This window comes from Solihabitans fulvus (genome assembly GCF_008386585.1).
Lineage (GTDB): Bacteria > Actinomycetota > Actinomycetes > Mycobacteriales > Pseudonocardiaceae > Solihabitans > Solihabitans fulvus.
Genome location: NZ_VUOB01000021.1, coordinates 1 through 25,519 on the forward strand (window position 1 = coordinate 1; position 25,519 = coordinate 25,519).

At 71.9% G+C, this 25,519-nt stretch carries 24 protein-coding genes and 1 riboswitch; of the genes, 6 read left to right on the forward strand and 18 right to left on the reverse strand.

Annotated elements, in window-relative coordinates:
• Positions 1-210: 210 nt before the first annotated feature.
• Entirely contained in the window at positions 211-420 is a 210-nt protein-coding gene (locus F0L68_RS11615; protein ID WP_149849530.1) for a hypothetical protein, read from the reverse strand.
• Positions 421-1,249: 829 nt separating this feature from the next.
• On the reverse strand, positions 1,250-2,635 hold the full coding sequence (locus tag F0L68_RS11620) for a polysaccharide lyase 6 family protein (protein WP_223198710.1): 1,386 nt from the start codon (positions 2,633-2,635) through the stop codon (positions 1,250-1,252).
• A 213-nt stretch (positions 2,636-2,848) separates the two neighbouring features.
• On the opposite strand from F0L68_RS11620, the gene F0L68_RS11625 reads away from it, so the two are divergent.
• Entirely contained in the window at positions 2,849-4,123 is a 1,275-nt protein-coding gene (locus F0L68_RS11625) for an MFS transporter (RefSeq protein ID WP_223198711.1), read from the forward strand.
• A gap of 271 nt (positions 4,124-4,394) precedes the next feature.
• The gene (locus F0L68_RS11630; RefSeq protein WP_223198712.1) at positions 4,395-5,720 is read left to right on the forward strand and encodes a GGDEF domain-containing protein; all 1,326 of its coding nucleotides are present in this window, start codon (positions 4,395-4,397) and stop codon (positions 5,718-5,720) included.
• A gap of 88 nt (positions 5,721-5,808) precedes the next feature.
• Here F0L68_RS11630 and F0L68_RS11635 read toward each other — a convergent pair whose 3' ends face one another.
• The 3 genes from F0L68_RS11635 to F0L68_RS11645 all read right to left on the reverse strand — a co-directional run bounded on the left by F0L68_RS11635 (position 5,809) and on the right by F0L68_RS11645 (position 8,182).
• Positions 5,809-7,152, reverse strand: coding sequence for a serine hydrolase domain-containing protein (locus tag F0L68_RS11635; protein WP_149849532.1), 1,344 nt, complete (start codon positions 7,150-7,152; stop codon positions 5,809-5,811).
• 157 nt (positions 7,153-7,309) lie between these two features.
• Positions 7,310-7,597 carry a DUF1905 domain-containing protein gene (locus tag F0L68_RS11640; RefSeq protein ID WP_149849533.1) on the reverse strand — a complete coding sequence of 96 codons (288 nt, stop codon included), beginning with the start codon at positions 7,595-7,597 and terminating at the stop codon, positions 7,310-7,312.
• Positions 7,598-7,651: 54 nt separating this feature from the next.
• The gene (locus F0L68_RS11645) at positions 7,652-8,182 is read right to left on the reverse strand and encodes a DinB family protein (RefSeq protein ID WP_149849534.1); all 531 of its coding nucleotides are present in this window, start codon (positions 8,180-8,182) and stop codon (positions 7,652-7,654) included.
• 59 nt (positions 8,183-8,241) lie between these two features.
• Between F0L68_RS11645 and F0L68_RS11650 the strand changes: the two genes are divergently transcribed.
• On the forward strand, positions 8,242-9,198 hold the full coding sequence (locus F0L68_RS11650; protein ID WP_149849535.1) for a helix-turn-helix transcriptional regulator: 957 nt from the start codon (positions 8,242-8,244) through the stop codon (positions 9,196-9,198).
• Between the two features lie 10 nt (positions 9,199-9,208).
• Here the strand turns inward: F0L68_RS11650 and F0L68_RS11655 are convergent, their stop codons facing one another.
• The 8 genes from F0L68_RS11655 to F0L68_RS11685 form a co-directional block, all read right to left on the reverse strand.
• Positions 9,209-10,030: a DUF1684 domain-containing protein gene (locus F0L68_RS11655; RefSeq protein ID WP_149849536.1), complete on the reverse strand. Its 822-nt coding sequence runs from the start codon at positions 10,028-10,030 to the stop codon at positions 9,209-9,211.
• A gap of 28 nt (positions 10,031-10,058) precedes the next feature.
• Positions 10,059-11,192 (reverse strand): LLM class flavin-dependent oxidoreductase, encoded by a 1,134-nt coding sequence (locus tag F0L68_RS11660; protein WP_149849537.1) that lies wholly within the window; start codon positions 11,190-11,192, stop codon positions 10,059-10,061.
• Between the two features lie 9 nt (positions 11,193-11,201).
• On the reverse strand, positions 11,202-12,281 hold the full coding sequence (locus F0L68_RS11665) for an LLM class flavin-dependent oxidoreductase (RefSeq protein WP_149849538.1): 1,080 nt from the start codon (positions 12,279-12,281) through the stop codon (positions 11,202-11,204).
• On the reverse strand, positions 12,278-13,654 hold the full coding sequence (locus F0L68_RS11670) for an NtaA/DmoA family FMN-dependent monooxygenase (protein ID WP_149849539.1): 1,377 nt from the start codon (positions 13,652-13,654) through the stop codon (positions 12,278-12,280). The genes F0L68_RS11665 and F0L68_RS11670 overlap by 4 nt, the downstream gene beginning before the upstream one ends.
• A 25-nt stretch (positions 13,655-13,679) precedes the next feature.
• Positions 13,680-14,891: an LLM class flavin-dependent oxidoreductase gene (locus F0L68_RS11675; protein ID WP_149849540.1), complete on the reverse strand. Its 1,212-nt coding sequence runs from the start codon at positions 14,889-14,891 to the stop codon at positions 13,680-13,682.
• A 94-nt stretch (positions 14,892-14,985) separates the two neighbouring features.
• Positions 14,986-15,141 carry a putative leader peptide gene (locus F0L68_RS44880; protein WP_368732277.1) on the reverse strand — a complete coding sequence of 52 codons (156 nt, stop codon included), beginning with the start codon at positions 15,139-15,141 and terminating at the stop codon, positions 14,986-14,988.
• 26 nt (positions 15,142-15,167) lie between these two features.
• Positions 15,168-15,279: riboswitch (SAM riboswitch) on the reverse strand.
• A gap of 81 nt (positions 15,280-15,360) precedes the next feature.
• Positions 15,361-17,136, reverse strand: coding sequence for a hypothetical protein (locus tag F0L68_RS11680; protein ID WP_149849541.1), 1,776 nt, complete (start codon positions 17,134-17,136; stop codon positions 15,361-15,363).
• A 136-nt stretch (positions 17,137-17,272) separates the two neighbouring features.
• Positions 17,273-18,091 (reverse strand): LysR family substrate-binding domain-containing protein, encoded by an 819-nt coding sequence (locus tag F0L68_RS11685; RefSeq protein ID WP_149849542.1) that lies wholly within the window; start codon positions 18,089-18,091, stop codon positions 17,273-17,275.
• Positions 18,092-18,149: 58 nt separating this feature from the next.
• Here F0L68_RS11685 and F0L68_RS11690 point away from each other — a divergent pair, with 58 nt between their 5' ends.
• Positions 18,150-18,542: a DUF5997 family protein gene (locus F0L68_RS11690; protein ID WP_149849543.1), complete on the forward strand. Its 393-nt coding sequence runs from the start codon at positions 18,150-18,152 to the stop codon at positions 18,540-18,542.
• 31 nt (positions 18,543-18,573) lie between these two features.
• On the opposite strand, the gene F0L68_RS11695 is transcribed toward F0L68_RS11690, so the two are convergent.
• Positions 18,574-19,173: an isochorismatase family protein gene (locus F0L68_RS11695; protein WP_149849544.1), complete on the reverse strand. Its 600-nt coding sequence runs from the start codon at positions 19,171-19,173 to the stop codon at positions 18,574-18,576.
• 87 nt (positions 19,174-19,260) lie between these two features.
• Positions 19,261-20,244, reverse strand: a complete 984-nt coding sequence (locus F0L68_RS11700) for a GlxA family transcriptional regulator (RefSeq protein WP_149849545.1) — start codon at positions 20,242-20,244, stop codon at positions 19,261-19,263.
• A gap of 147 nt (positions 20,245-20,391) precedes the next feature.
• Between F0L68_RS11700 and F0L68_RS11705 the strand changes: the two genes are divergently transcribed.
• Both F0L68_RS11705 and F0L68_RS11710 read left to right on the forward strand, forming a co-directional pair.
• On the forward strand, positions 20,392-20,940 hold the full coding sequence (locus tag F0L68_RS11705; RefSeq protein ID WP_149849546.1) for a TetR/AcrR family transcriptional regulator: 549 nt from the start codon (positions 20,392-20,394) through the stop codon (positions 20,938-20,940).
• Positions 20,937-22,445 carry an MFS transporter gene (locus tag F0L68_RS11710; protein ID WP_149849547.1) on the forward strand — a complete coding sequence of 503 codons (1,509 nt, stop codon included), beginning with the start codon at positions 20,937-20,939 and terminating at the stop codon, positions 22,443-22,445. Before F0L68_RS11705 ends, F0L68_RS11710 begins: the two co-directional genes overlap by 4 nt.
• 100 nt (positions 22,446-22,545) lie before the next feature.
• On the opposite strand, the gene F0L68_RS11715 is transcribed toward F0L68_RS11710, so the two are convergent.
• From F0L68_RS11715 to F0L68_RS11725, 3 genes are read right to left on the reverse strand one after another with little or no spacing between them, the layout of a single operon-like run.
• A complete protein-coding gene (locus tag F0L68_RS11715; protein WP_149849548.1) occupies positions 22,546-23,766 on the reverse strand; it encodes an ABC transporter permease in 1,221 nt (406 codons plus the stop codon).
• Complete coding sequence (locus F0L68_RS11720) at positions 23,763-24,455, reverse strand: ABC transporter ATP-binding protein (protein ID WP_149849549.1); 693 nt, start codon at positions 24,453-24,455, stop codon at positions 23,763-23,765. Before F0L68_RS11720 ends, F0L68_RS11715 begins: the two co-directional genes overlap by 4 nt.
• Complete coding sequence (locus tag F0L68_RS11725) at positions 24,452-25,501, reverse strand: peptidoglycan-binding protein (protein ID WP_223198713.1); 1,050 nt, start codon at positions 25,499-25,501, stop codon at positions 24,452-24,454. The genes F0L68_RS11720 and F0L68_RS11725 overlap by 4 nt, the downstream gene beginning before the upstream one ends.
• Between the last annotated feature and the right edge of the window lie 18 nt (positions 25,502-25,519).

Sequence of the window (25,519 nt, forward strand, 5' to 3'; positions counted from 1 at the left end):
CCGGCCCCGGCAGGACACACCCGCCGGGGACGGCCGGGAGCACCTGCTAGGGGGTGTCCCGTGGATCTTGTCCGCGCTAGCCGGGCCGAGGCGGCCCCTGACGGCACCGCCGGACCACCCGAATACAACCCGGTATGAGGCCGGCCCGGCGGCACCGCCAGGAACCACCTCGATCCCGACTCCCATCGAACAAGACCCGCAGGACACCCCCTAGACCGCGCTCCGACGCGATCGACTCCCGAGCAGCCGGCAGCCCAGGACGCCGAGCCCCGGCCACACCGCGAGGGCGCCGAGGCCGACCACCGTCTCGAGCACCGCCACCAGCCCGCCGAACACGACAAGCAACAGCAACGACACCCGCAGGGCGTCGCCCCACTCGCTCACCACCCGGTCAACCAGGCACCACCAGGACCGGCTCACGCGGCGATGACGCGGACCGGTGCCGCAGCACCGCGTCGGCACGATCCTGGCGCCGGGGTCCTGCGAAAACGTTGAGGCGCCGCCGATCTCCTGCCGCGACCGACCGCGAGGTCTCGACGGTCGGTCACCGATCGCCCGGTCGGTGACCCGATGAGATGAGGTTCTACCCCCGTTCTGGGCTGGTGAGCTGAATCCGGCTGGTCCTACACTGGCCATGTTGTTATTCCCTATGTCCTACGGCTGTTGGGTGACAACGACCGCGCGGCTCCCTGTGACAGCAGGGAGCCGCGTTGTGTGTGGCTCCCGAGATTCCGCGGCGCGACCGAACGTCCCACCGAAGGAATCTCGCCCCACGGAAGGAAATAATGCCCGAACAAATCTTTGCGCTGGTGGTGTAGGGCGACAGGAGCGGCGGGTGGCCCCGTTCTCACGTCGAACGGCCGAGTGACCTTCACTTCGACCTATCGGCCACGCGCAAAACCTGAAACGCTGTCACGTCAACCATTCAACGCGTGATGTCACCCTATCGAGTGAGGCCGGGATTCGGGTTCGTCCGCGATGTCGGGTTGTCCTCGCGAGGTGTCGCGCGCGACTGCTGCATTCAGGTGGCTCGACGCGGCCCAACGGGTCGCCGGAGCGCGTCGGATTATTCGCATAGCGGGGCACGGAACCGGACGATGTCGGCGCGGCGGCCCGAATCGGCGCATCGCCGCGCGATGGGCGGAACCGATCAGCGGGGTCCGACCACCCGATCCCCGGCCAACACCCGGCCGGAGACCCCGGCCGGCAGGTCGTCGGACCCGCCGGCCAGGGACGCGGACACTCGACGTCAGGCTGAGTTCGGCCCGACATCGTTGGTGGTCAACGGAATCCTGGTGACGCCGCTGGCCACGTACTCGTCCGCGCCGATGTCGAACACGCCGACCCGCGCCTGAAGGTCGAAGTCCTTCGCGGCGTAGGGATAGCTGCCCACCGAGGCGTTGATCGCCGGGCTGCCCGAGGTCAGCCGGAACAGCCCGGCGGCGTCCTTGGTCAGCTTCGGGTCGACCGACCGGTAGCCGCCCGTCGGGATGGAGCCAGGGGCCGTGCCCCACACGATGTTGCCCTGGTACTTGACGATCGAGCCGGTCGGCATGGCCACCGCGCTGCCCGAGGTGCCCACCATGATGTTGTCGGCGAGCACGCAGTCCTTCGGATCGAACTTGCCGCCGTCGCCGTGCACCAGGTCGCCCGAGCCCAACAGGGTGTTGAACGCCACGGTGTCCCGGTCCGGCCGGTCGTGCAGCTTGCTGGTCGGCCCGCTGTCGGCCTCGTCGCCGGACCCGAACACGATGTCCCTGCCGCCGGTGTTGGCCACGTAGTTGTTGACGATCCGGTGGTCGTTGCCGTGGAAGCGGATTCCGGAGTCGAACAGCAGGTTGCCCTCGACCACGCTGCGGTTGCCGTGCCGAAGCACGATGTAGCCCCGGCTGTCGCGGATGGTGTTGTAGCGGACGATGTTGTCCGACGACTTGACCGAGATCGCCTCGATATCGCCGTTGGCCTTCTCGAACAGGTTGTACTCGAGGATCGCGTTCGCCGAATACGACTGGTGGTCGCTCAGCCCGAGCCGGATGGACTCGCCGCCGTTGGCTCCGGCGAAGGCGTGGTTGTAGAAGTAGTTGTGGTGCACCCACACCCGCTTGGCCATGTCGTTGGCCGGCCCGAGGATCTGGAGGAACACGCCCTGGCTGGTGCGGTCGTGGAAGATGTTGTGGTCGACCTGCGCGTCGTCGCCGGAGACCGTGAACCAGTTGCCGGCTCCGGTCAGCTGCACGTCGTTGCGGGTGAGCTGGATGTGGGTGCTGCCGGGCGGCACCTGGAGCGAGCCGCCGTGCCGCAGCTGGAAGCCCCTGAGCACCACATAGGAGGCCCCGGAGAAGGCGAACCCGGTCGATCCGGTGATCCGCGCCCTGCCGATGTGCTCGGCGCTGACCGTGATCGGCGCGGTCGCGGTGCCGGAACGCCGGATCGTGACGGCGGTGCCCGCGTTGTAGACGCCGTCCGCCAGCAGCACCTCGTCGCCCGGCTTTGCCGCGTCCACCGCGCTCTGTAGCGCGGCCAGCGAGGTGACCCGCACGGAGTGCGGCGAACTCGCCCCCGACGCGGCTCCTGTGCACCACAGCGTGACCATCAGCGCGCCGACGAGCCCGGCCGCCACTCGTGTCGTTTTCATCCCGATCCTGTCTGTCGGTGAAGAGCGGCGGCGGCCCCCCACCGTAGCGTGAAAGCGTTTACCGTTGGTTTCACGCCCGCGCCATTCGTCCGGACCACTCGGCGCACGTGCACGCCCGTGACGGGTTCGCGCCACTTTGGTGATTCAGGATCATCCCGCGACTACGCCATGCCATGGTGGCCTGATCCAGCGTGGGCGAGGCCAGGGGGCGACGTGGCGGACGAGGCGACAGGCACCGAGCGGCCCGCGCGGTTCCGGGACGTGTTCGCCGTCGGCCAGTTCCGCGTCCTGTGGCTCGCGCACGCGCAGTCCAGGATCGGCGACCAGCTCGCGCGGGTCGCCCTGTCGGTGTTGGTGTTCGACCGAACCCACTCGCCGGCCTGGACGGCGCTGACCTTCGCGATGACCATCCTGCCCAACCTCGCGGGCGGGGCGCTGCTGGCCGGCCTGGCCGACCGCCTCCCACGCCGCACCGTGATGGTGGTCGCCGACGTGGCGCGCGCCGCGCTGGTCGCGGTGATGGCGTTGCCCGGCCAACCGATCGCGGTCATGGTGGTGCTGCTGTGCCTGGTGCAGCTGCCCGCCGCGCCGTTCTCCGCCGCCCGCAACGCGATCCTGCCCGCGATCCTGTCCGGCGACCGGTACGTGGTCGGCGTCGCCGTCATGCGCACCACCGACCAGCTCGGCCTGGTCGGCGGCATCGGCGTCGGCGCCGCCCTGGTGACCGCGCTCGGCACCCGGACGACGCTGGTGATCGACGCGGCCACCTTCGCCCTGTCGGCCGCGCTGATCGCACTCGGCGTGCGCGCGCATCGCCCACCGGGCAACGACATCAGCGGTCACTCGCCGCGCTCGTGGTGGCAGTCGCTGCGGGCGGGGGCGACCCTGGTGCTCGGCGACCGGCGGCTCCGCGCGCTCGTGGGACTGGCCTGTGTCAACGGTTTCTACGTCATCCCCGAGGGCATCGCGGTGCCCTACGCGGCACATATCCACGGCGGGACACCGGCGGTCGGCTGGCTGCTCGCCGCGATCCCCGCAGGCTCGGTCCTCGGCATGCTGACCCTCAAGAACGTCCGCCCGGACTGGCGGTTGCGCGCGATGGGCCCGCTGGCCGTCGCCAGCTGCGCGATCCTGCTACCGACCTGGCTTGCTCCGGTCCTGGTGGTCTCGGTGGCGCTGTGGGCGCTGTCGGGGTTCTTCTCCGCGCACGACATGGTCGTGCAGGCCACGTTCGTGCGGAACGTGCCCGACGCGTCCAGGGGCCAGGCCATCGGCCTGGCGAGCGCGGCGATGCAGACCGCGCAGGGCCTCGGCATCGTCGCGGCCGGACTGCTCGCCCAGGTGCTCACGCCGGCCGCCGTGGTCGGTCTCGCCGGCGCGACAGGGGTGCTGGCCGCCGCCCTCGCGGCCTCGGCATGGGCGCGCGCGGCCTCGCCCCGACCCTCGGTGGGGCGGGGCGAGGCCGGCCTCGACGCGGCCAGCGGCTGACCGCCCGGGAAACACCGGGCCGAGCACCGCTGGGTGGGCGAGCAGGGATCACGTCCAGGTGTTCTCACGCCGCCAGGTGTTCTCACGCATGACCGTTCACCTCCTTCGTGACGGGCCCGCTGTCCCGCCCATGCCCATGGCCTCGTTGCGCCAACCGGGTAACGCTCCAATGGTCTCCCAGGAGAACAGTTACCACGTGTGCCAGTTCGGTTACGCTGGCCGACACGAACGTGGGCATGCGTCCTCGTGAGACACCGGGGGGTGTCGCCAGGTGAGCAGACCATGGCGATGGGTCCGAGGCCACGAACTGTGGACCACGCCCCGTCCTGTCCTGAGTTACGTCCTCGCGGTCGACCTACTTGCGGTGGCGGCGACCGCCGCGACGGCCGGACTGCTGCCGATCACCGGGGCCGACTGGACCCGGCTGGCGATCCTCATCGGCTGCTCGATCGTGCACGTCGAGCTGTCCCGCAGCATCGAACGGGTCCGCAAACTGGCCGCGGGGTCGGGGCCGTTCGTGGACGGGTTGACGCCGTGGCACTTCGCCGCCGTGCTCGTGCTGCCCGCCCCGCTGGCCAGCGCGCTGGTGGTGTTCACCCAGACCTACGTGTGGCTGCGGGTCTGGCGCGGCCGACGCCCGCTGTACAAGTGGGTGTTCTCCGCCGCGACCGTGCTGCTGGCCACCCAGGCCTCCGCCATCGTCCTCGCCGCCGCGCCGGGCGCGCACCCGGGGATTCCCTTGGGATGGCTCGGTATTGCGCTGGTGCTGGTGGCGGCGGTGCTGCGCTGGCTGATCAACTACGCGCTCATCCTCGGCGCGATCCTGGTGTCCTCACCGGATCTGCGCGCGGCGCAGATCGTCAGCGAGTTCAGCGAGCAGGTGATCGAGGCGGGCGCGCTCGGCCTCGGCCTTGCCGCGGCCGGCCTCCTGGAGTTCGATCCCCGGCTGCTGGTCGGGATCATCCTCGGCCTGGTCGCCATGCACCGGGGCGTGCTGCTCACCCAGTTCCGGCACGCCTCCCGCACCGACGGCAAGACCGGCCTGTACACCCCGACGTGGTGGCACCAGATCGCCGAGAGCGCGCTGCGCCGCGCGGTGGCCACGCGCACCAGCGTGGCCGTGCTGATGCTGGACCTCGACCACTTCAAGCGCCTCAACGACACCTTCGGCCACCTGGCGGGCGACGAGGTGCTGCGCGCGGTCGCCGACGCGATCACCGAGACGGTCCGCAGCTACGACGCGGCCTGCCGTTGGGGCGGTGAGGAGTTCGCCATCCTGCTGCCCGAGGTCAACGTCACCGAGCTGCGCGCGATCGCCGAACGCATCCGCAACCAGGTCAAGGCGCTCGTCCTCGACGTCGCCGCGACCGACCAGACCGCGCCGCCGCAGGTGACCGGCCTGACCATCTCCATCGGCGGCGCGCTCTATCCCAGCCCCGGCATCACCGGCCTCGACGACCTCCAGCTCGCCGCGGACACCGCGCTGTACGGCGCGAAGGAGGCCGGCAGGGACCGCGTCCACCTCGCCAGCTCGCCCGAAGTGGCGGCGGCGCACGAGGAGGACGAGGTGTCGCGCCAGGACCGTCGTCATCCCTGAGAGCGGTCGCGCCGTTCTCACTGGTCCACGAGCGCCGGGCGGGGCGACGGTGCCCCGCCCGGCGCTCGTCGACGGAACAGGGCGCGCGTCAGGAGGTCCGCGTGAGCCGCAGCGCGGTCCGGAAACCGAACTCCACCATGGCAACCCCGCCCTGTTCGTCCCGCAGGAAGCGGGCGCTCGGCCTGCGGGTGTCCGTCGCCCTGGCCACCACGTCGTCGGCCACGAAGGCGACCTCGAAGGCGGGCGGGGAGTCGATCTCGTGGCCGACCACGACCATCCGCGCCACCAGGGCGTCGTCTAGCACGGAGAAGTCGAACACCAGGTTGCCCGTCTCGTAGCGTCCGGCGTACTCGGCCAACTGCTGCGGCGACCGGGGCAACGTCCGCTTGTTCTCGATCGGCGGCAGGCCCGCCAGGTTCTCCAGGCACCAGTCGACCACCTTGGGCCCCAACACCGAACCGCCGGAACTGTTGGTCAGCACGGTGACGGCGAACTCCTCGCTCGGCAGCGTGACGAACTCCGACAGCTGGAGGTTGCTCACGTTGCCGCCGTGCCGAACCAGTTCGGCTCCGCCGTGCCGCAGCCGAATCCAGCTCAGCCCGATCTCCTCGGCGGGGAACGCGGCCGCGCGCTGCGGGCGCCACAGCGCGGCCCTGGTGTCGTCGCTGATCGGTGGCGTGCCGTCCGCCTGTCCCGTCAGGAAGAACCGGGCCCAGCGGAGCTGGTCTCGGGCCGTGGACCACAGCCCGCCTGCCGGCGCGGCCGACCGCGGCAGGCCGATGGTGTGCGCGACGGCGGCGACGCCCTCGCGCACGGTGTGGCCGACCGCGTGCCGGCGGGTGAGCACGTCCCACGGCAGGAACATCGAGTCGTTCATGCCCAACGGTTCCAGCAGCCGCGTGCGCACCAGGTCCTCGAACGGGGTGTCCGACACGACCTCGGCGACGCGGCCAGCGAGCATGAACCCGGTGTTGCTGTAGGAGAACACCTCGCCGGGCGGGAACACCTGCGGCAGCTCGTCGAACTGGTCGGCCGCGCCGGCGAGCGCGTCCGTCCCCCAGCCGGTGTCGATGCCCACGTCCCCGAGGAAACCGGCCGAGTGGGTCAGCAGGTGCCGCAGCGTGATCGTCTTCCTGGCGAGCGGATCGGCCAGCCGGAGGCCGGGGAGGTACTCCACGATCGGCTCGTCCAGCCCGAGCAGGCCGTCCTCGGCCAGGGCGAGCACCGCGGCCGCGGTGAACGTCTTGCTCGTCGAGCCGATCATGAACAGCGTGTCATCGACGACCGGCGACGCGGTGTCCACACTGGACACTCCCGTGGTGAGCACCGACTCCTCGCCGCCGTGCAGGACACCCACCACGGCACCGGGCACGTTGGCCTCCAGCGCCCACTGATCGAGCAGGACCTGGAGTTCCTCGCTGGTCTTCGGCACGCGCGCCGCCTCTCACCCGGTTGTCGCCACGATGGCACCACCGTGTCACTGCGGCGCGGCCGCCGGTCCGTCAGAGGCGACGAACACTGGCTGCCGGCTTCGTCGGCTATCACCAACCCGGTGCGTCTGGCCCGCGCACGGCGCGGGCGCGCGGTGCTCACTCGCGCACGGCAAGGACCACGGTCAGGGCCTGGCCCTCCTCCACGCGTTCGTTCCTGCGCACCTGCGCCTTCACCGGAACGACGTAGCGGCCGTCCTTGGGGAACAGGGAGGTCCGCCAGGTGGTCGCGCCGATGGTGGCGGTCACCGGGATCATGCCCCAGCCATAGCTGACGAACCTGGAGAGATCCTCCAGTTCCCGACACTGCTCGTCGGGAACGGTGACGAAGTACCACGGCGAAGGTCCCCGCCAGTACCAGAGTTCGCCGCTGAACGTGAGCTGCACCCGGTCAGTCGCCTTCCCGCTCGCCGTGGCACCACGGGTCACCGTCGAGGGCGGTCATCGCGGGGCGTCCTCGCCGACGCGGCCGTCGATGGCCTCCCGGATCAGGTCGGCGTGACCGCTGTGGCGGGCGTACTCCTCGATCATGTCGACCAGGAGCCGACGCAGGCTCGGCACGCCCCAGCCGGGGAACTCCTGTCCCCGCGCGCGGTCCAGCCCGCCGTCCGCCATGGCCTCGGCGATGAGGCCGCGGGACCGTTCGACGGCCGCGCGCCAGTCCCGCCACACCGCGTCGGGGTCGTCGGCGGCCGTCCACACCCAGTCGCTGTCCCAGTCCTCGGCGGACCAGACGGGCTGTGGCACGCGGCCGTGCAGCTTCCACTCGAACGAGCTCTGCTCGACCCGCACGAGATGGCGCAGCAGCCCGCCGAGGGTGATGGCGGAGGTTCCCACGGTGGTGGCCATCGCGGCGGCGTCGAGGTCGGCGCACTTCCACTCGAGCACCCTGCGATTGCGTTCGAGGGTGCCGAGCAGGGTGTCGAGCTCGTTGCCGGCGACCGGTGGTTCGGTGATCAGGTCCTGGGTCATGACGTGGACGATACGATCGCTCCCGGACGATCCGCTTCCTGAATCCGATGGTGGTCGCGATGTCACTCGAGGTGAGCCCCACCGCGCGCGCCCTGCTGGCGCTCGAGCTGATCCAGAACAAGCCGGGGGTCACCGGGGAGGCCCTTGCGGCCCGCATCGGGGTGTCCGACCGGGCGGCCCGCAGGTACGTCGGCATCCTGCGGGAGGCCGGCGTGCCCATCGAGTCGGTCAGCGGACCGTACGGCGGGTACCGGATCGGGCGCGGGCTGCGCGTCGCGCCGCTGATGTTCAACGCGCCGGAGGCGCTCGGCCTGGTGATGGCGGTGCTCCAGGGGTGGCACGGGGGCACCGACGGGGACCACCCCGTGGCCACCGCGCTCGGCAAGATCGTGCGCGTGCTGCCGGCCTCGGCGGCCGCCCCGGTCGAGGCCATGCGCCGGGTGAGCGCCCAAAACCCCGGCGACGCGGCCGCGAGCCCGGACCCGCAGCTCACCGCAGCCGTGGCGCAGGCGTGCGAGAGCCGCCGCAGGCTCCGGATCCGATACCGCACGAGCAGCGCCGACGGCCGGGAGATGGTCGTCGACCCGTGGGCCGTCGTGGTGCGGCACGGGCGGTGGTACCTGCTGTGCTGGTCGCACACCGCCGACGCCCGCAGGGTGCTGCGGGTCGACCGGATCACGCAGGCGGAGCCGATCGAGGGCTCCTACGATCCCCCGGCCGACCAGGACCCGGTGCGCGAGGTCGAGGAGCACCTGGCGGACGGGTGGAGGTACGAGGTCGAGGTCCGCATCGACGCGCCCGTGGAGCTGGCGGCGCGGTGCGTTTCCCGGACGCTGGGCCGGCTGAGCCCCGTCGACGCGCAGAGCTGCCTGCTGCACGGCAGCACCGACAACCCTCGCTGGTACGCCGGGCAGCTCGCGGCGATGGAGCTGCCGTTCACGGTGCTCGGCTCGGCGGAGGTGCGGGCCGGGGTGCTGGCCCTCGCGGACCGGCTGGCGCGGGCCGCAAAGGGCTAGCGGGTGTGGCCTATCGGCCGCCGGTGCGCTCGTACGGGATCTTCTCGCCCGCCTCGACCGCGACCGGCAGCCGGTTCTCGGCCGGCGGCAGCGGGCAGGTCGCCAGGTCGGTGTAGGCGCAGGGCAGGTTGGTCGCCCGGTTGAAGTCGATGACGACCGCGCCCCGGTCGTCCGGCTCGGCGATGGAGAGGCTGCGGTTCGCCTGGTAGGTCGTCACGCCGGAGGTGGCGTCGGTGAACAGCAGGTGGAAGCTCCCTGGGCGCGCGCCGTTGAACACCGTCAGCCGGTGCGTCCGGCCGGCCAGCTCGAACTCGACCTGGCCAGGGGCGTCGTAGACGTGCTGGAGCCCCTCGACCGCGGCCCCGACGGTCACGGCGCGGGGCGACTCGAACGGCAGGAACCGGCCGCTGACGGCCCAGCGCGGGTCGGGGGCGTGGGCCGGGGTGGTGGTGTAGCCGACCCGCAGCGGGTGGTCGGGGTGCCGTGGGCGCAGGATGTCGTGCCCGCCACGCTTGGCGACCTCGACCACCGCGTCGCCCGCTCCGGCCAGGACGCTCGCCCGCTCCGCGATGATCCCGAAGTCGTGCCAGCCGCGCACCGCGGTGCCGTGCACGGTCAGCTCCTCGCCGTCGGCGAGTTCGACCGTCACGCCGGCCGCGGTGCTGGACCACTCCCCCGGCGCGTCGGGAAAGCGGGTCGGCTCGGCGGTCAACCACCGCAGGCTGGTGACCGCGAGGAAGCCGTGCGGATCCCCGACGGCGCGCTCGTGTTCGGCGTGCCACTGCTCCCACTGGTGAACGAAGCCCGCCCGCTCGGTGGCCTGGACTGTCATGTCGACTCCCTCACGCGCCGGGACGCGGTCATCGTCGGTTCCACTCGGCGGCGAGCAGCTCGTAGGAGCGGACCCGGTCGGCGTGGTCGTGGGTGATGGTGATGATGATCAGCTCGTCGGCCCCGGTGGCGTCGCGCAGCGCCTCCAGATGGTCCGCGACCTGCCCAGGCGAGCCGACGAACTGGGTGTCGACGCGGTCCGCGACCAGCGCCCGGTCCTGGTCGGTCCAGGCGTGCGCGCGGGCCTCGTCCGGCGTGGGGAACGGGATCGCGCCCTCGCCGCTGCGGATGCTGCGCACCCACAGGCCGTAGCCGGTGGCCAGCTCCCTCGCGGTGGCCTCGTCCTCGGCGACGACGACGTCGGCGGACACACTGACGTGCGGACGCGCCAGCTCGGTCGACGGCGTGAACGCCGCCCGGTACGCCTCGGCGGCCTCCAGCACGGTGGCCGGGCTGACGTGGTAGTTCGCGGCGAAGCGCAGGCCGCGCGCGCCGGCGACCTCGGCGCTGATCCCTGCGCTGCTGCCCAGGATCCAGACCTGCACGTCGGCGCCCTCACCGGGGATCACGTGCGCCTCGACCCCCTCGGCGGACACGTAGGTGCCGGCCAGCAGGGCGAGAATGTCGGCGATCTGCTCGTCGTAGGGCTGGGGTTCGGCGCCGGGCTGGCGGAGCAGCCCCTTGTGCAGCCCGAACCGCGGCGAGCGCACCAGGTGCTCGGGGGAGAACCGATTGGCCGGGATCGTCAGGCCGCCGGGTGTGCGGCCGTCGACCACGGCCGCCGCACCGGTCAGCACGGGCTGCCTTGCGGCCGGGGCCGGTTTGCCGCCCGACCGGCCGAGGCCGAGGTCGAACCGGCCGGGATGCAACGCGTCGAGCAGCCCGAACTCCTCGACGGTGGACAGGGCCGTGCGGTGCCCAAGCTGGGTCGCGCCGGAGCCGAGCCGGATGGTGGACGTCGCGGCCGCGGTGAGGGCGAGGACGACGGCGGGCGAGGTGCCCGCGACGCCGGGGTTGAGGTGGTGCTCGGCGAACCAGTACCTGGCGTAGCCGAGCCGTTCGGCCTGCCCGGCCAGGTCGATGCTGTTGCGCAGTGCCGCGGTCGCGGTCGACCCGGATGAGATCGGCACCAGGTCGAGAACCGTGAGCGGGGTGTTGGCCATGGCGGGTCCCTATCTCGCTGGCACGGGCACGGCTGCGTCGACCGGTCCCCAGTGCCATGGCGGGTCGGGAAGTTCGCGGCGCAGCGTCGGGGCGATGTCGGACTGGAACAGCTCGAGGCTGTCCCGGTGCTGGGCGTCGGTGAGGCCGCCGGCCTCGGCGCGGACGTGCAGCACGCTGTGGCCGAACTGTTCGTGGTAGCGGTGCACCTTCTCGATCACCTGTTGCGGGCTGCCGATCAGGGCCGAGCTGCGCTCGACGAAGTCCTCCAGGGTGCGGAAGACCGGTTCGAGGCCGAGCCGCTGCTGGGCCGCCAGCTGGCCCTCGAAGACGGGGCGGTAGGCCGCCAGCGCCTCCTGCGAGGTGCGCGCGGCGTAGTACCCGGCGGTGCCCGCGCCGACCGTGGCGAGCGCGGGGTCGTGGCCGTAGTGCTCCCACCGCTGCCGGTAGTAGCGGACGAGCTCGGCGTACGGCTCGATCGAGTTGGTGACGTTGGCGGAGAACAGCGGGTCGCCGTAGCGGGCGGCGAGGTCGACCGACTCCCGGCTGGTCGCGCTGCCGTGCCAGACCCGGATCGGCTGCTGGAGCGGCCGGGGCCAGACCTCTGCCTCGGTCAGCGCGGGACGGAAGCGCGGCGAGTACGTCACCGTGTCCTGCCGCCAGAGTCGGCGGAACAGCTCGTAGGACTCGGCGTTGCGGTCCCACTGGTCCTCGGCGGTGACGTGGAACAGCTCGCGCTGGGCCGTGCCGTTTCCCTTGCCGATGATCAGTTCAAGGCGACCCTGCGAGAGGTGGTCCAGCGTCGCGTAGTCCTCGTAGGCGCGCACCGGGTCGAGCAGGCTCAGCGTGGTCACCGCGGTGAACAGCCGGATCCGCCTGGTGCGGGCGGCGATGTGGCTGAGGATCACGGGCGGCGACGACGAGATGAACGGCCGCTCGTGCCGTTCGCCGACGCCGAAGCCGTCGAAGCCGAGCTCCTCGGCGAGCACCGCGTTGTCGATCACCTCGCGGAGGCGGTCGTTGGTCGACTTCAGCGCGCCGGTCACCGGGTCGGGGCCGTGCACGATCAGGGTGATGGCCAGGAATTTCACGACGCCACCCTGGTGCCGGTGTCCGCCGAGCGCGCCTCGCCGAGCCCGAGGTGGTCGCGCAGGGTCGCGCCCTCGTACTCGGTGCGGAACACCCCTCGCTCCTGGAGCAGCGGCACGACGGTGTCGGCGAACTCGTCGAGGCCGCCGGGTGTCAGGTGCGGGATGAGGATGAAGCCGTCGGCGGCGTCGGACTGCACGAACTCGTTGAGGCTGTTGGCGATTCCCTCCGGCGTGCCGATGAAGGACTGGCGGCCCGTCACCTCGATGATCAGCTCGCGGGTGGTGAGTCCCTTCTCCTCGGCCAACGCCCGCCACTGGGCCGCGGTGGCCAGCGGGTCGGTGTACTGGCGCACGCTGGCCCTGCCCCTGGCGACGAGATTCTCGCCGACCAGCGGGTCAACCGCAGGCAGCGGCCCGTCCGGGTCGTGCGCGCTGAGGTCGCGGTTCCACAGCTGTTCCAGGAGCCTGATCGCGGTCTGGCCGCTCACCTGCTGGCGGCGGATCACGGCCGCCCTCTCCCTGGCGTCGGCGTCGGTGTCGCCGAGGACGAAGGTGACGCCTGGCAACACCTTCAGCTCGTCCCGGGAGCGGCCGTACCGAGCGAGGCGGCCCTTGACGTCGGCGTAGAAGGCGCGGCCCGCCTCTAGCGTGCCGTGCCGGGTGAAGATGGCGTCCGCCGCCGAGGCCGCGAACTCCCTGCCCTCCTCGGAGTCGCCCGCCTGGAAGATCACCGGTCGGCCCTGCGGGCTTCGCGGCACGGTGAAGTGGCCGGTGATGTCGAACTGGCTGACGTGGTGGTCGAAGCGGCCGGGGGCCGGGTCGCTGAGGAAGACCCCGGAGTCCTTGTCCGCGACGACCTCGTCACCCCGCCAGGAGTCGAACAGCTCCCCTGCCGCGGTCAGGAACTGCCTGGCCCGCTCGTAGCGGTCCTCCTTGGCCAGGAAGCCGCCTCGGCGGAAGTTCTGCCCGGTGAACTCGTCCCAGGAGGTGACGACGTTCCACGCCGCGCGCCCGGCGGACAGGTGGTCGAGCGAGGCGAACTGGCGGGCCACTTCGTAGGGTTCGTTGAAGGTGGAGTTGATCGTCCCGGTGAGCCCGAGCCGGTCGGTGACGGCGGCCAGCGCGGCGAGGACGGTGAAGGTGTCCGGCCGGCCGACAACGTCCAGGTCGTAGATCTCCCCGTTCTGCTCGCGCAGCCGCAGTCCCTCGGCGAGGAACAGGAAGTCGAACTTGGCGCGCTCGGCGGTCTGTGCGAAGTGGACGAAGGAACTGAAGTCGATGTGGCTTCCTGCGGCCGGGTCGCTCCACACGGTGGTGTTGTTGACACCGGGGAAGTGCGCCGCGAGGTGGATCTGTTTGACGGGCTCGCTCATCGTGGTGACGTCCTTCCTGCCTGGCTCAGACGGTGGCGGCGTAGCGGTTGGCTGGGCGGGGCAGGCCGAGCAGCCCGCGCAGGGTGTTCGCCTCGTACGCGGTGCGGAACGCGTTGCGGCGCTGGAGTTCTGGCACGAGGTGGCGGGTGATCTGCGTCAGGTCGTGCGGCAGCGCGGCCGGCCGCAGCCGGAACCCGGTGAGTCCGGTCTGCCGCAACTCCACGAGCAGGTCGGCGAGTTCTCCGGCCGTTCCGGTGAATACGGCGGCGTCGCTGGTGAGTTCGGCGCCGTCGCGCTCGTCGAGGCGCGCCTTGCGGGCGGCGGCGACACCGGGGTCGGGGTCGAGGAAGACCACCAGGTCGGCGAAGACGTGCACCGTCTCGTCCGCGCGGCCGGCCGACGCCTGCTCGCTGCGGATCTCGGCGAGGATCGACCTGGCGTCGTCGGCGTCGCGCGGGGTGACGAAGCCGACGTCGGCCGAGCGGGCCACCAGCCGGTTCGGCTCGCCCCGGTGCGCCAGCGCGGCGACCACGGGCTGGCCCTGCGGCGGACGCGGCGTGATGGACGGGCCCCGCACGCTGAACCTGCTGCCCTCGAAGTCGATGTAGTGCAGCTTGTGCCGATCGACGAAGCGACCGGTGGCGGCGTCGCGGATCTCCGCGTCGTCCTCCCAGCTGTCCCACAGTCGCCGCAGCACCTCGACGTAGTCGCCGGCCTCGTCGAAGAGATCCTTGAGCAGCGCCAAACCTTCCGCCGAATCCAGGTCCTCGATCCGCACCGACGGCACGGTTCGGCGGCCGAAGTGCGCGGCCTCCTCGGCACGTCCGGACACCTTGACCCGCACGCCGGCGCGGCCGGTGCTCACGTAGTCGAGGGTCGCGATCGCCTTCGAGACGTGGAACGGCTCGGTGTGGGTGACCACCGCGGTCGGGATCAGCCCGATGTGCCGGGTCAGGGGCGCCACCCTGGCCGCGATCAGCACCGCGTCCAGCCTGCCCCGCACCCGGTCGGTCCGGCCGTCCGGCTCGGCGCGCCAGGATGACTGGAGGCCAAGGGAGTCCTCGATGGTCACGAAGTCCAGCAGGCCCCGCTCGGCCTCGGCGACCAGGTCGGACCAGTACTGCGCGGTGAAGATCTGGTCGGGCCGGGCGTCGGGCTCCCGCCAGGCCGCGGGATGCCAGCCTGCGCCGTCGAGCGCGACGGCCAGGTGCAGCGGTGCGGGTGATGGTCCAGGCATGGGCGTCTACTCCCTGGTGGCATGCCGAATCGCGCCAGCGCCCGTGCGCGGACGGGTGGAGCGGCGGCAGGGAAAACGGGGCTGCGGAAGGAGGTCAGGCGGCGACGTGCTGGCAGGCCGGACAGAGTGCGGCGGCGACGCGCTGGAGATCGATGTGGCGTCGCGAGTACGTGGTGGCGACGCGGCACCGGGCCTTGGGAGCGGGGACCGCGACGCGCTCAACGGCTGCTCGCACTGTCGCCACCCCCATCCCGATCGGCTCACACCGATGTCGAGTTCGCGCCGTTGCGGCGCCGTCGTCGGCACCGCCAGGTCGTCACCTTGAGCACCCACCGCGCGGGACGGTTGTCGTTGCGCAGGCCGAGATCTGGTGCTGACACTCATGACCTTCGTTCGCACCGTAACGCGGCAGCGCGGCCGGACACAACCATCCTCGGCGGCGCTCGGTATGTGGGAACGTGCGCCCGGTTCAGCCCATCGCCAGCGTGATCGCGTCGGTGACCGTTTCCTTGTGTGTGCCATGGAAGGTGCGTCCCCCGCCGTACAGGGCGAAGTACCACATCGCGTTGCCGCCCGGCTTGTCGCGGCGGTTGTAGTTCTCCAGCGTCACCACGTCCTCGCCGTCCTTGGCCACGACACCGGCGAAGTGGTAGGTCCACGGCGCCTTGCGGCCCGCCGCCCGGTCCTCGTCCTTCTCCTCCCGCTTGCGCGCGCGGGTGCCGTAGATGCCGAACGCCTCGCCGACCTCGGCGGTGGCGGACTCGTTGATGCCCAGCCTTCGGTCACGTTCAGGGTTCGGCGCCTCGTACGGCCGGTAGCGCGACTTGATGAGGTTGCCGACCTTCCCGGTCAGGTCCCTGATGCCCTCGGTCTTCTCGGCCGACAGCGGGCCGTCGAGCAGTGCCGCGCTCTCCGCCCTGTCGACCAGGATCTGCTGGAGGCCGGGGTGGAACTCGAGGTTCTTCCGCTCCATCTCCCTGAGCAGGGTGCCGGCCACCTTGGTGTCCATGCCCGCGGTGACGAGCTGCGCCCGGACGGCGGTGATCGCCTCGTCGACATCCCCGTCGTGCGCCTCCTCGACGTCGACGTCGATCTCCGCCTCCCGCCAGGTGAACCGGAAGTACTCGGTGTCCTTCCGCAGGTTGCGGGCGAGCCGCTCCGGCGTCATCCCCGGACGGGTGACCAGGCGGGCGTAGGCGGAGAAGTCGGTGGTGTTGTTGGGCTCCTGCCGGTGGCTCACACGTTCGCCGCCCTCCTCCTCCGGGGCGAGCAGCACGTTCCCCGCCCGGTCACCGGTCACCTTGCGGGCGACCTCGATGCACTCGTTCACGTCCAGCAGGTCGTCGCCGGTGCGCTCCTCGCCGTGCACGACCATCACGGGCTCCACCCTGCGCAGCCCGCGCTGGGCCAGTTCCTCCGGCACCTCGCCGGAGGACAGCCGAAGCTGGAGCGGCGACCCCCGGTCGCCGAGCGCCTCGTTCGCCCTGTCGATCACGTCGGGCAGCGCGAAGAAGTCCTTGCTCCCGGAGCGCCTGCCGACGGCCATGCCCCCGTTCGTCGAGAAGACCCACGGGGATTCGCTGGATTCGGACTCGCTCTCGGACGAGTGCTCGGCGGACGCGTGCTCCGAACTCTTCTCGGAGAAGTACTCGTCCTCGCTGTCCAGCTCCTCGTCCTCGTCGTGTGCGGCGGCCGGGGCGGCGGTCGCGCCGGCGTCGGTGATGGCCCTGGTGACGCGCTGGGACAGGGAGTCGATGTGGGCGGCGCGGAAGCTGCGGGATCCGGTGCCCTTGACCGCCCGCCAGTCGGTGATGGCCTGCTGGATGGCGTTCAGTAGGTCCTGATGGGGTGAGGCCGGATCGGCTTCGAGGGCCCGCCGCCAGTTCGCCACGGCCGCGTCCACGCGCTGCAACTCGTTGGACCGGCCGGTGGTGAGCGCGAAGAAGGTCTGCACCTTCCAGCGGCCGGCCAGGTCGCGCAGGGAGCGCTGGGCCGGCGACAGGGCGGTAGGCGCGCGCTGGACGACCACCGGTGACCGCTGGTCGGCCAGCAGCCTGCCGACCGCCGCGTTGCCGACGCTGCGTTGCAGCGCGGGCAGCAGCTCCGGCGACAGGCGTTCCGGATGCTCAGGATGCTCCCGGTACGAGGTCGCCGATTCCGCCGACATGGCGTTGCTGATCGGCTCGGCGGCACGCCGCGGCCGACCAGGAGGGGCTGTCCGTTCCGGCCTGTCCTTGGCGTGCATGATCGTCTCCGTCCTGTGCGAGACCGAGCGGCAACGACTCCTGCCTACCCACACCGGACACACGCGAACAGGTCCCCAAGGGCAATCCTCGGGCACCCTTCCCGACACCGGAGCCCGGCGGACCGCGCGATCGCGACTACCGTCCGCGACGCTTTCCGCGCTTGCCACCGTCGGAGGCGCCGGCGCCCCTGCGCTGCCCCCTGCCGGCCACCTTGCCACCGGCCGCCTTGCCTGCCGACCTACCACCGGCCGACTTACCACCGGTCGCCTTGCCGGCCGAGGACTTCCGCTCCGCGTCGGGACGCGCGCCCTTCGTCGACGCCTTCGCCTCCGCAGGGGCCGGTTGGCGCCCCCGCGTGCTGTTGACGGTCCTGCCACGGACGATCCCGATGAACTGCTCCATCAGGTCGGTGGTCTCGTCCTCCGGCCACGACAGCGCGACACCCGACTCAGGGGCGCCCGAGACGGGCCGGTAGGTGAGGTCCTTGCGGTGATGCAGCCGGGCGAGCGACTGCGGCACGATGAGCACGCCGACGCCGGCCGCCACCAGCTCGACCGCGTTCGCCGTCGTGGCAGGGCGGTCGACCGCGGGACGGCCCGGCGGTTGCGCCCAGTCGAGGGCGTCGTCGAGGGGGTGCAGCACGACCTCGTCGGCCAGGTCCGCGACGGGCACCTCCTCGGCCGCCGCCAAGACGTGGTCCTTCTGGATCACGACCACCGTCGTCTCGACGTAGAGCGGAATCGCGCTCAGGCCCGTCCGGTCGATCGGCAACCGCACGAGGCCGGCGTCGGCGCCGCCGGCCCGCACCAGGTCGGCCGCCTCGGCTGCGGACACGCCGACGAGGGTCAGCGCAACATCGGGCAACCGCTCGTGCCAGGTCCGCACCCATTTGGTGGGTGTCACTCCGGGGACGTACGCGAGCCTGAACGAAGGAGGTACATCCGAGCCTGTCACCGGGTCAGATTACCGGGCGTGGTCAGCGGAGGCGCGCGCGCTCGATATCCTTGACCCCATGACGTCGCACAAGACCATCCAGACGATGAAGCCCGCGACCGCGGCGAAGAAGCTGGGTGTGTACCTCGAAGCCACCCCCGCGGAGTTCCGCGAGGGTGTCGTCTCGCGCGACGAGTTGAACGCCCTCCAGGCCGATCCGCCGGAGTGGCTGCGGGAACTGCGCCGCAACGGCCCGCATCCCCGCCAGGTCATCGCGCGGAAGCTGGGCATCTCCATCGGCGGTCTCGCGCGTGGCGGCATCACCGACCCGCTCACCACCGAGCAGATCGACGCGTTGAAGGCGGACAGCCCCGCGTGGCTGGAGCAGGAGCGCGCCACCCAGGCCGAGGTCAGGAAGGAAGAGCAGCGCCTCAAGGAGAAAGCCGAGGAGACGCAGCGCCGGACTTCGTGACCCCGGGCCTGGCCGGCGTGACCGAGGACGGTCAGGCGAGGTCGTCGACCGTGGGCGCGATGGTGCCGAACAGGTCGCCGATGGTGGTCAGGGCCGCCGCGTGGAGGGCCGCCGAGGGCAGGACGGTGCCGTCGGGGGCGGTCAGCGGACGGGTTGCGGTGGCCTCGGCGACGACGGTGGGCCGGTAGCCGAGGTTGAAGGCCCCCTGCGCGGTGAACGTGACGCACATGTGGGTCATGAAGCCGGCCAGCACCAGGTCGGCGCCGGCGCCCAGCTCGCGCAGGGTCTTCTCGAGGTCGGTGTCGTGGAACGAGTTGGGGACCTGCTTGACCACGACGCGCTCTCCCTCGATCGGGGCGACCTCGGCGCAGATGGCGCCGATCTCGGCGCGGATGTCGTAGGGAGTGTTCTCGCCGCCGTCGTTGATGACGTGGATCACCGGGGTGCCGGCGGCGCGGGCGGCGGCCAGCAGGCGGGCGGCGGCCGCGAGGGCCTCGTACGCGCCGTCCAGCGCCAGGACGCCCGTGGTGTAGGTGTTCTGGAAGTCGATCATGATCAGGGTGGCGTCGCCGAGCCTGGGCAGCTGGCTGCCGAGGCCAAACACGTCACGCAGGGTAGTGGAAGCGGTCATGGTGGAGCCCTTTCGACCTGAGGTGAGGGCACGGCGAAGCCGCACGGCGTGCGCGCGTGCCAGTGGGAAAACCGTGGGGTTACTGGTTCAGCTGGTGGTGCGGAAGCGGCGGCGGTAGGCCGCCGGGGTGGTGCCGATCTGCTTGCGCAGCGCCCGGTGCAGGGTCTCGACCGAACCGAACCCGCAGCCGGCGGCGACCTCGCCGAGGGACTGGTCGGTGCTCTCCAGCAGGCGGCGGGCCGCCTCCACCCTGGCCGCCTCGACGTAGGGAGCCGGGCCGGTGCCGGTCTCCTGGCGAAACACGCGGGCGAAGTGCCGCTCGCTCAGGCACATCCGTCCGGCCAGCGCGGCCGTGGACAGATCGCCGTCGAGGTGGTCGGCGATGAACATCCGCAGCTCGTCGATATCCCTGCGGGAGGCGGGCGGCCGGCTCAGCGGGACCGAGAACTGGCTCTGCCCGCCCTGCCGCCGCAGGTACATCACCAGCTGCCGGGCGACCGCGAGCGCGACCTCCTCGCCGAGGTCCTCGGCCACCAGCGCCAGCGCGAGATCCATGCAGGCGCTGATCCCGGCCCCGGTCCAGACGTTCCCGGACCGGACGAAGATCGGGTCGGGGTCCACCGTCACCGCGGGATGGTCGGCGGCCAACTGGGCGGCGGTGGACCAGTGGGTGGTGGCCGTCCTCCCGTCGAGGAGCCCGGCCGCGGCGAGCAGGTGCGCGCCGACGCACACCGAGGCCACCCTGCGGGCCTGCGGCGCGGCCCGCTTCACCCACTCCACGACGTCCCGGTCGATCCTGGCGACCGGGCCGGCCGGGTGCCGGTCGACCGCGCCGGGGATGAGCAGCGTGTCCAGCACCCCGTCGACCTCGGCGAAGGAGAGGTCGACGACCAGCCGCACGCCGGCCGAGGAGGTGACGCTGCCGCGCGAACGTCCGGCCAGCTGCACCTGGTAGCCCGCCCGGCCGCCCGCCTCCAGGTTGGCCAGCGCGAACACCTCGGCCGGCCCGGTGACGTCGAGGAGGTCGACATCGGGGAAGACGGCGATGACGACGCGGCGGGTACTGGGCACGCACCAATCGTCACCCGCACCCCCGATGGCCGCAATGACGCAGTTCTGTCACATCCGGACACGAGCCCCGCACCGCTGCGTCGAGGCTAGAGAGACGGACGCGTCTTCAATGAGACATCACTGTCTCACATGAGCTAGCATCGTCGCATGACGACGAGTCGCGAGGACGTGTTGCGGGCCGCCGCCGCGGTGCTGCTGCACCGGCCGCGCACGCCGATGGAGGACATCGCGCGCGCCGCCGGCATCAGCAGAGCCACCCTGCACCGGATGGTGCCCAGCCGCGCGGCGCTGGTGCGCGAGCTGGCCGCGTTCGCCGTCACGCAGACGCGCGCGGCACTGGCGTCCGCCCGGCTGGAGGAGGGCGAGCCGGTCGAGGCCGTGCGCCGCGTCGTGGACGCCCTGATGCCCATCGCCGACCTGTACGCGCTGCTGTCCGGCGAGAACCAGCTCGTAGAGAGCACCGAGCCGGACGGGCCGTGGTCCGAGCTGGACGGGCTGCTCATCGCCCTCTACCGGCGCGGCCAGGAGGCCGGCGCGTTCCGGCTCGACCTGCCGGCGGAGTGGTTCGTCGACGCGCTGTCCTCGATGCTGGTCGGCGCCAGCTGGGCCGTGCACGACGGCCGCCTCGCCCGGCGCGACGCGCCGCGCGCCCTGGTCGAACTGCTGCTCGGCGGCATCCGCAGGGGGCAGTCGTGACCGGCCAGCGCTCGCGCTGGATCGCGCTGGGCACGCTGGTGCTCGCCGTGCTGCTCATCGCGGTGGACGCCACCGTGCTCGGGCTCGCGATCCCCTCGCTCACCGAGGACCTCCGGCCGACCAGCACCCAGCTGCTCTGGATCGGCGACAGCTACTCCTTCGTGCTGGCCGGTCTGCTGGTCACGATGGGCACGCTCGGCGACCGGATCGGCCGCAAGCGGCTGCTGCTGATCGGCGCGGCCGCGTTCGGCCTGATGTCGGTGCTGGCCGCCTACGCGACGAGCCCGGTCATGCTGATCGCGGCGCGCGGTCTGCTCGGCGTGGCGGGCGCGACGCTGATGCCGTCCACCCTGTCGATCATCCGCAACCTGTTCACCGACGACCGGGAGCGCACCCTGGCTATCGGCGTGTGGGGCGCCATGGCCTCGGCGGGCGCCGCCGTCGGCCCGGTGGTCGGCGGGCTGCTGCTCGAACACTTCTGGTGGGGCTCGGTCTTCCTGATCAACGTGCCGGTGATGGTGCTGCTCATCGCCGTCGGCGCGGTCACCCTGCCGGAGTCGCGCGACCCCTCCCCCGGCCCGTGGGACCTGGCCAGCGCCGCGCTCTCGCTGGTCGGCGTCGTCAGCCTCGTCTACGCCGTCAAGGAGTTGGCGGCCGGCGCGGGCTGGCCGACGGTGCTGGCCGGCCTCGTCGTCGGGGTGGCGGCGCTCACCTGGTTCGTGCGCCGCCAGCTTCGGCTGCCGGTGCCGTTGGTCGACGTGCGGCTGTTCGCCGACCGGGCCTTCACGGGGGCGGTGCTGGCCCAGCTGCTGGCCATCCTCGGGTTGTCGGCGCTGGCCTTCTTCATGTCCCAGTTCCTCCAGCTGGTGCAGGGCCTTCGCCCGCTGGAGGCCGGGGTGCGGGAGCTGCCGGCCACCGCTGGAGCCGTGCTGTTCGGCCTGGTCGCCGGCGCGGTGGCCAGGCGCTGGTCGCCGAGGGCCACAGTGACCGCCGGCCTGGCGGCGATCGGCGTCGCCATGGCCGCCGTGCTCGGCCTGCGCACCGGGATCGGCTTCCTGCCGGTCGGGCTGGGGATGTTCGTGGTGGGCGCCGGCGCCGGACTGGCGCTCACCGTCACCGCCGACATCGTGTTGAGCAGCGCGCCCAAGGAGAAGGCCGGGGCCGCCTCGGCGGTGTCGGAGACCTCCTACGAGCTGGGGGCCGCGCTGGGCATCGCGCTGCTCGGCTCGATCATCACCGGGTACTACCGGGGCGCCGTGACGCTGCCGGCCGGCGTGCCCGAGGACGTCGCCTCGGCGGCGCGGGACTCGCTCGGCGGCGCGGTCACCTCGGCGGGCGGGCTGCCCGCCGAGGTGACCGAGGCGGTGCTGAGCGCCGCGCGGGACACCTTCGTCGACGGCATGCGGCTGGGTTCGGCGGTCGGCGCGGTGCTGCTGCTGGCGGCGGCCGGCACCGCCTGGGTCCTGCTGCGCCGGCCGGGTCACCGCGTGTCCGAGCCGTCGTAGCCGCTGTCGGTGCGGCGGCGGGCGAACGCTCGCGAGCGGCTGCGTGGTCGGCTGCCCTGTTCCGGCGTGGCGGCGGTCATCGCCGCCACGCCGGAGCGGATCAGGGGGCCGCGAGCGCCTCGGTCGGCGTGAGGCGGGACGCCCGGATCGCCGGGTACACGCCGGCGAGCACGCCGATCGCGATGGCCGCGCCGACCCCGCCGAGCACGGTGGTCAGCGGGATCACCGTCGGCCAGTCGCGGGACACCGCATATCCCGCGGTGCCCAGCGTGCCGAGCCCGGCGCCGGCCAGGCCGCCGAGCAGGCAGAGCGCGACGGACTCGGCGATGAACTGTCCCCTGACCTGACGCCGGTTGCCGCCCAACGCCCGCCGCAACCCGATCTCCCGCTTGCGTTCCAGCACGGAGATCACCATCGTGTTGGCCACGCCGACGCCACCGACCAACAGCGCGACCCCGGCGAGCCCGAGGAACAGGCCGGAGAACGTGCTCTGGCTGATCCGCTTGGCCGCCAACGCATCCGACGGCCGACTGACCTGGATCTCGGCCGGATTGGCCGGGAAGATCGTGGCCGCCAGCACCGAACGGACGTTCTCGATCGCCGCCTCCTGCGACCGGATGAACACGACGGTGGGGTGCCCGTCGAACCCCAGCTTGGCGCGCGCGGTCTCCCAGCCGACCAGCACCGAACGCTCCACGTCCGGCGCGAGCGGGATCGGGTCGAGCACCCCGACGACGGTGAACCACTGCGCGCCGATCCACACCTGCGGGTTCGGTTCGCCCGGCCGCAGCTCGGTGATCCCCAGCCGCGTCGCCGCCTTGTCGCCGAGCACGACGGTCGGGAAGGATTCGTTGGCCTGGTTGAGGAACGTGCCGGAGTGCACGCGCGCGCCGATCGTGGGGAGCAGCGTCAGGCGGCTGGCCAGCACGGTCAACCCGGAGCCCTCGCCGGCGGGGATCCGGTCGGAACGGCTGATCGGGACGTGCGTGTTGCCGACCGCGCTGGTCAGTTCGACCGGGCCGATCCGCGCGGCCATCTGCGCCGCCGCCTCGGGCACCTCCGGCAGCTTCTGGGTCATCGGGTTGAGCACCGCCTCGGCCCGCAACAGGTTGGTGCCCAACGTGGACAGTTGATCGTCGAGGGCGCGTTGGCTGGACGCGGGAATCCCGACGACCACGATCATCGTGGCGATGCCGATGGAGATGCCCAACGCCGACAGGACCGCCCGCATCGGCCTGGTGCGGACGCCGAGCAGCCCCAACAGCACCAGGTCGACCGGTCCGAGGCGCACCGGCTTGGCCAGCGAGTCGACGTTCCTCATGTGCGGTCTCCCCGTGCGGTTCCCGTGTCCGACAGGATCCGTCCGTCGCGGATCTCCACCCTGCGCGGCAGCCCGGCCGCGATCTCCCTGTCGTGCGTGATGATCGCGATCGTCGTGCCGGCGTTGTTCAGCTCCACCAACAGATCGAGCACGGCCTCGCCGTTGGCGGTGTCCAGCGCCCCGGTCGGCTCGTCGGCCAGCACCAGGGCTGGCCGGTTGACCAATGCCCTGGCGATCGCCACCCGCTGCTTCTCCCCGCCGGAAAGCTGCTGCGGCAGGTGTTCGACGCGGTGGCCGAGCCCGACCCGTTCCAGCGCCTCGACCGCCATCGGTCGCCTGCGGCGACGCGGCACGCCGGCGTAGAGCAGTCCGGTCGCGACGTTCTCCTCGGCGGACAGCCCCTCGGTGAGGTGGAACTGTTGGAACACAAAGCCGATCTGGCGGCCACGCAGCGCGGACAGCCTGCGGTCCGGCAGCGTGGCGACGTCGTGGCCGGCGATCTCCACGGTGCCGTTGGTCGGCTTGTCCAGCGTGCCCATCAGGTGCAGCAGCGTGGACTTGCCCGAGCCGGACGGGCCGATGATGGCCAGCAGCTCGCCGGCCTCGATTGTCAGCGAGACGCCGTCAAGGGCGCGCACCCCGCCGGGATAGACCTTGCTGGCGTCGCGGATCGCGAGGACCGGGGTCACGAGGTGGTCACCACCCGCATGCCCTCGCGCACACCGGGTCCGCTGACCTCGACGAGGCCGCTGGCGAACATCCCGGTGTGCACCGCCACCGTGGTCGTCGTGGTGCCGGTGACGACCTGCACGGCGTAACCGCCCTCCTGCAAGGCGATCAGCGCGGTCACCGGCACCGCGAGCACGCCCTGTTTGGTCTCGGCGGCCAGCCGCACCTGCACCGGGCCCGAGTCCAGTTGGCCGGCGGCGTTCTGGTCGTCGATCGCGATGGTGACGGCGACCTTCGGCGGCTGCGTCGAGTCGCCGGGCGGCGCTCCGGCCTGGCTGCCGCCTCGGGCGGCCCCGACGGCGTCGACCGTGCCGGCGGTCTGCTTGCCGTCCGGCAGTTGGAGCGTCACCTTGGTGCCCTGCTTGACGAGATCGATCTGCGCGGTGTCCACCTGCGCGGTGACCGCCCTGCCGGTGCCGGTCAGCGCCAGCAGCTCCGCGGCGGCCGGGCCGCCAAGCTGGGCGCGCACCGACTCGACCCGGACCTTGGCCGGCAGCACTGCCAGGTCGCCGACGTCGATCGCGCCGGTCTCGTCGACGCCGATGGACTTCTGCCAGCGTTTCACGGCGGCGGCCGTGCCCGAGGTGAACTTCTCGCCGTTGCCGACGCCCGTGTAGCCGAGCGCGCGCAGGTTCGCCGCGATCTCCTTGACGTCCGGCCCTGCCATGCCCTCGGTGTCCACCTTGCGGTACAGCGGGGTGTCGCCGAAGAACAGCGTGACCGGCTTGGCGTCCACTGTGTACAGTTTCTGGCCCTGGTCGACCACGGTTCCCGCCGAGGGCAGCCAGGTGATCGTGCCGGCCTTCCGCCCGGTGAACGGGGTCGCGGTGGCGTAGCCGAGGGTCCCGTTGATGGTGGTGGTGTTGGCCAGGTCGGTCTTGGTGACCGCGACCGTCTGCGGGGCGGCCGGGCCGGCGGAGGCCGGCGCCTGCGCCGGCCGGGTCAGCAGGCCGTAGCCCACCACACCCGCCGCGCCGACGACCACGAGCAGAACCAGCCAGGACACCAGCCGTCTCCTGCGGTG

Bases quoted from the DNA above. Each gene is read 5' to 3' on its own strand.
- F0L68_RS11620 (WP_223198710.1), bottom strand. From the start codon at position 2,635: ATGAAAACGACACGAGTGGCGGCCGGGCTCGTCGGCGCGCTGATGGTC.
- F0L68_RS11645 (WP_149849534.1), bottom strand. From the start codon at position 8,182: ATGACCCAGGACCTGATCACCGAACCACCGGTCGCCGGCAACGAGCTC.
- F0L68_RS11650 (WP_149849535.1), top strand. From the start codon at position 8,242: ATGTCACTCGAGGTGAGCCCCACCGCGCGCGCCCTGCTGGCGCTCGAG.
- F0L68_RS11655 (WP_149849536.1), bottom strand. From the start codon at position 10,030: ATGACAGTCCAGGCCACCGAGCGGGCGGGCTTCGTTCACCAGTGGGAG.
- F0L68_RS11660 (WP_149849537.1), bottom strand. From the start codon at position 11,192: ATGGCCAACACCCCGCTCACGGTTCTCGACCTGGTGCCGATCTCATCC.
- F0L68_RS11670 (WP_149849539.1), bottom strand. From the start codon at position 13,654: ATGAGCGAGCCCGTCAAACAGATCCACCTCGCGGCGCACTTCCCCGGT.
- F0L68_RS11675 (WP_149849540.1), bottom strand. From the start codon at position 14,891: ATGCCTGGACCATCACCCGCACCGCTGCACCTGGCCGTCGCGCTCGAC.
- F0L68_RS44880 (WP_368732277.1), bottom strand. From the start codon at position 15,141: ATGGGGGTGGCGACAGTGCGAGCAGCCGTTGAGCGCGTCGCGGTCCCC.
- F0L68_RS11680 (WP_149849541.1), bottom strand. From the start codon at position 17,136: ATGCACGCCAAGGACAGGCCGGAACGGACAGCCCCTCCTGGTCGGCCG.
- F0L68_RS11690 (WP_149849543.1), top strand. From the start codon at position 18,150: ATGACGTCGCACAAGACCATCCAGACGATGAAGCCCGCGACCGCGGCG.
- F0L68_RS11695 (WP_149849544.1), bottom strand. From the start codon at position 19,173: ATGACCGCTTCCACTACCCTGCGTGACGTGTTTGGCCTCGGCAGCCAG.
- F0L68_RS11705 (WP_149849546.1), top strand. From the start codon at position 20,392: ATGACGACGAGTCGCGAGGACGTGTTGCGGGCCGCCGCCGCGGTGCTG.
- F0L68_RS11715 (WP_149849548.1), bottom strand. From the start codon at position 23,766: ATGAGGAACGTCGACTCGCTGGCCAAGCCGGTGCGCCTCGGACCGGTC.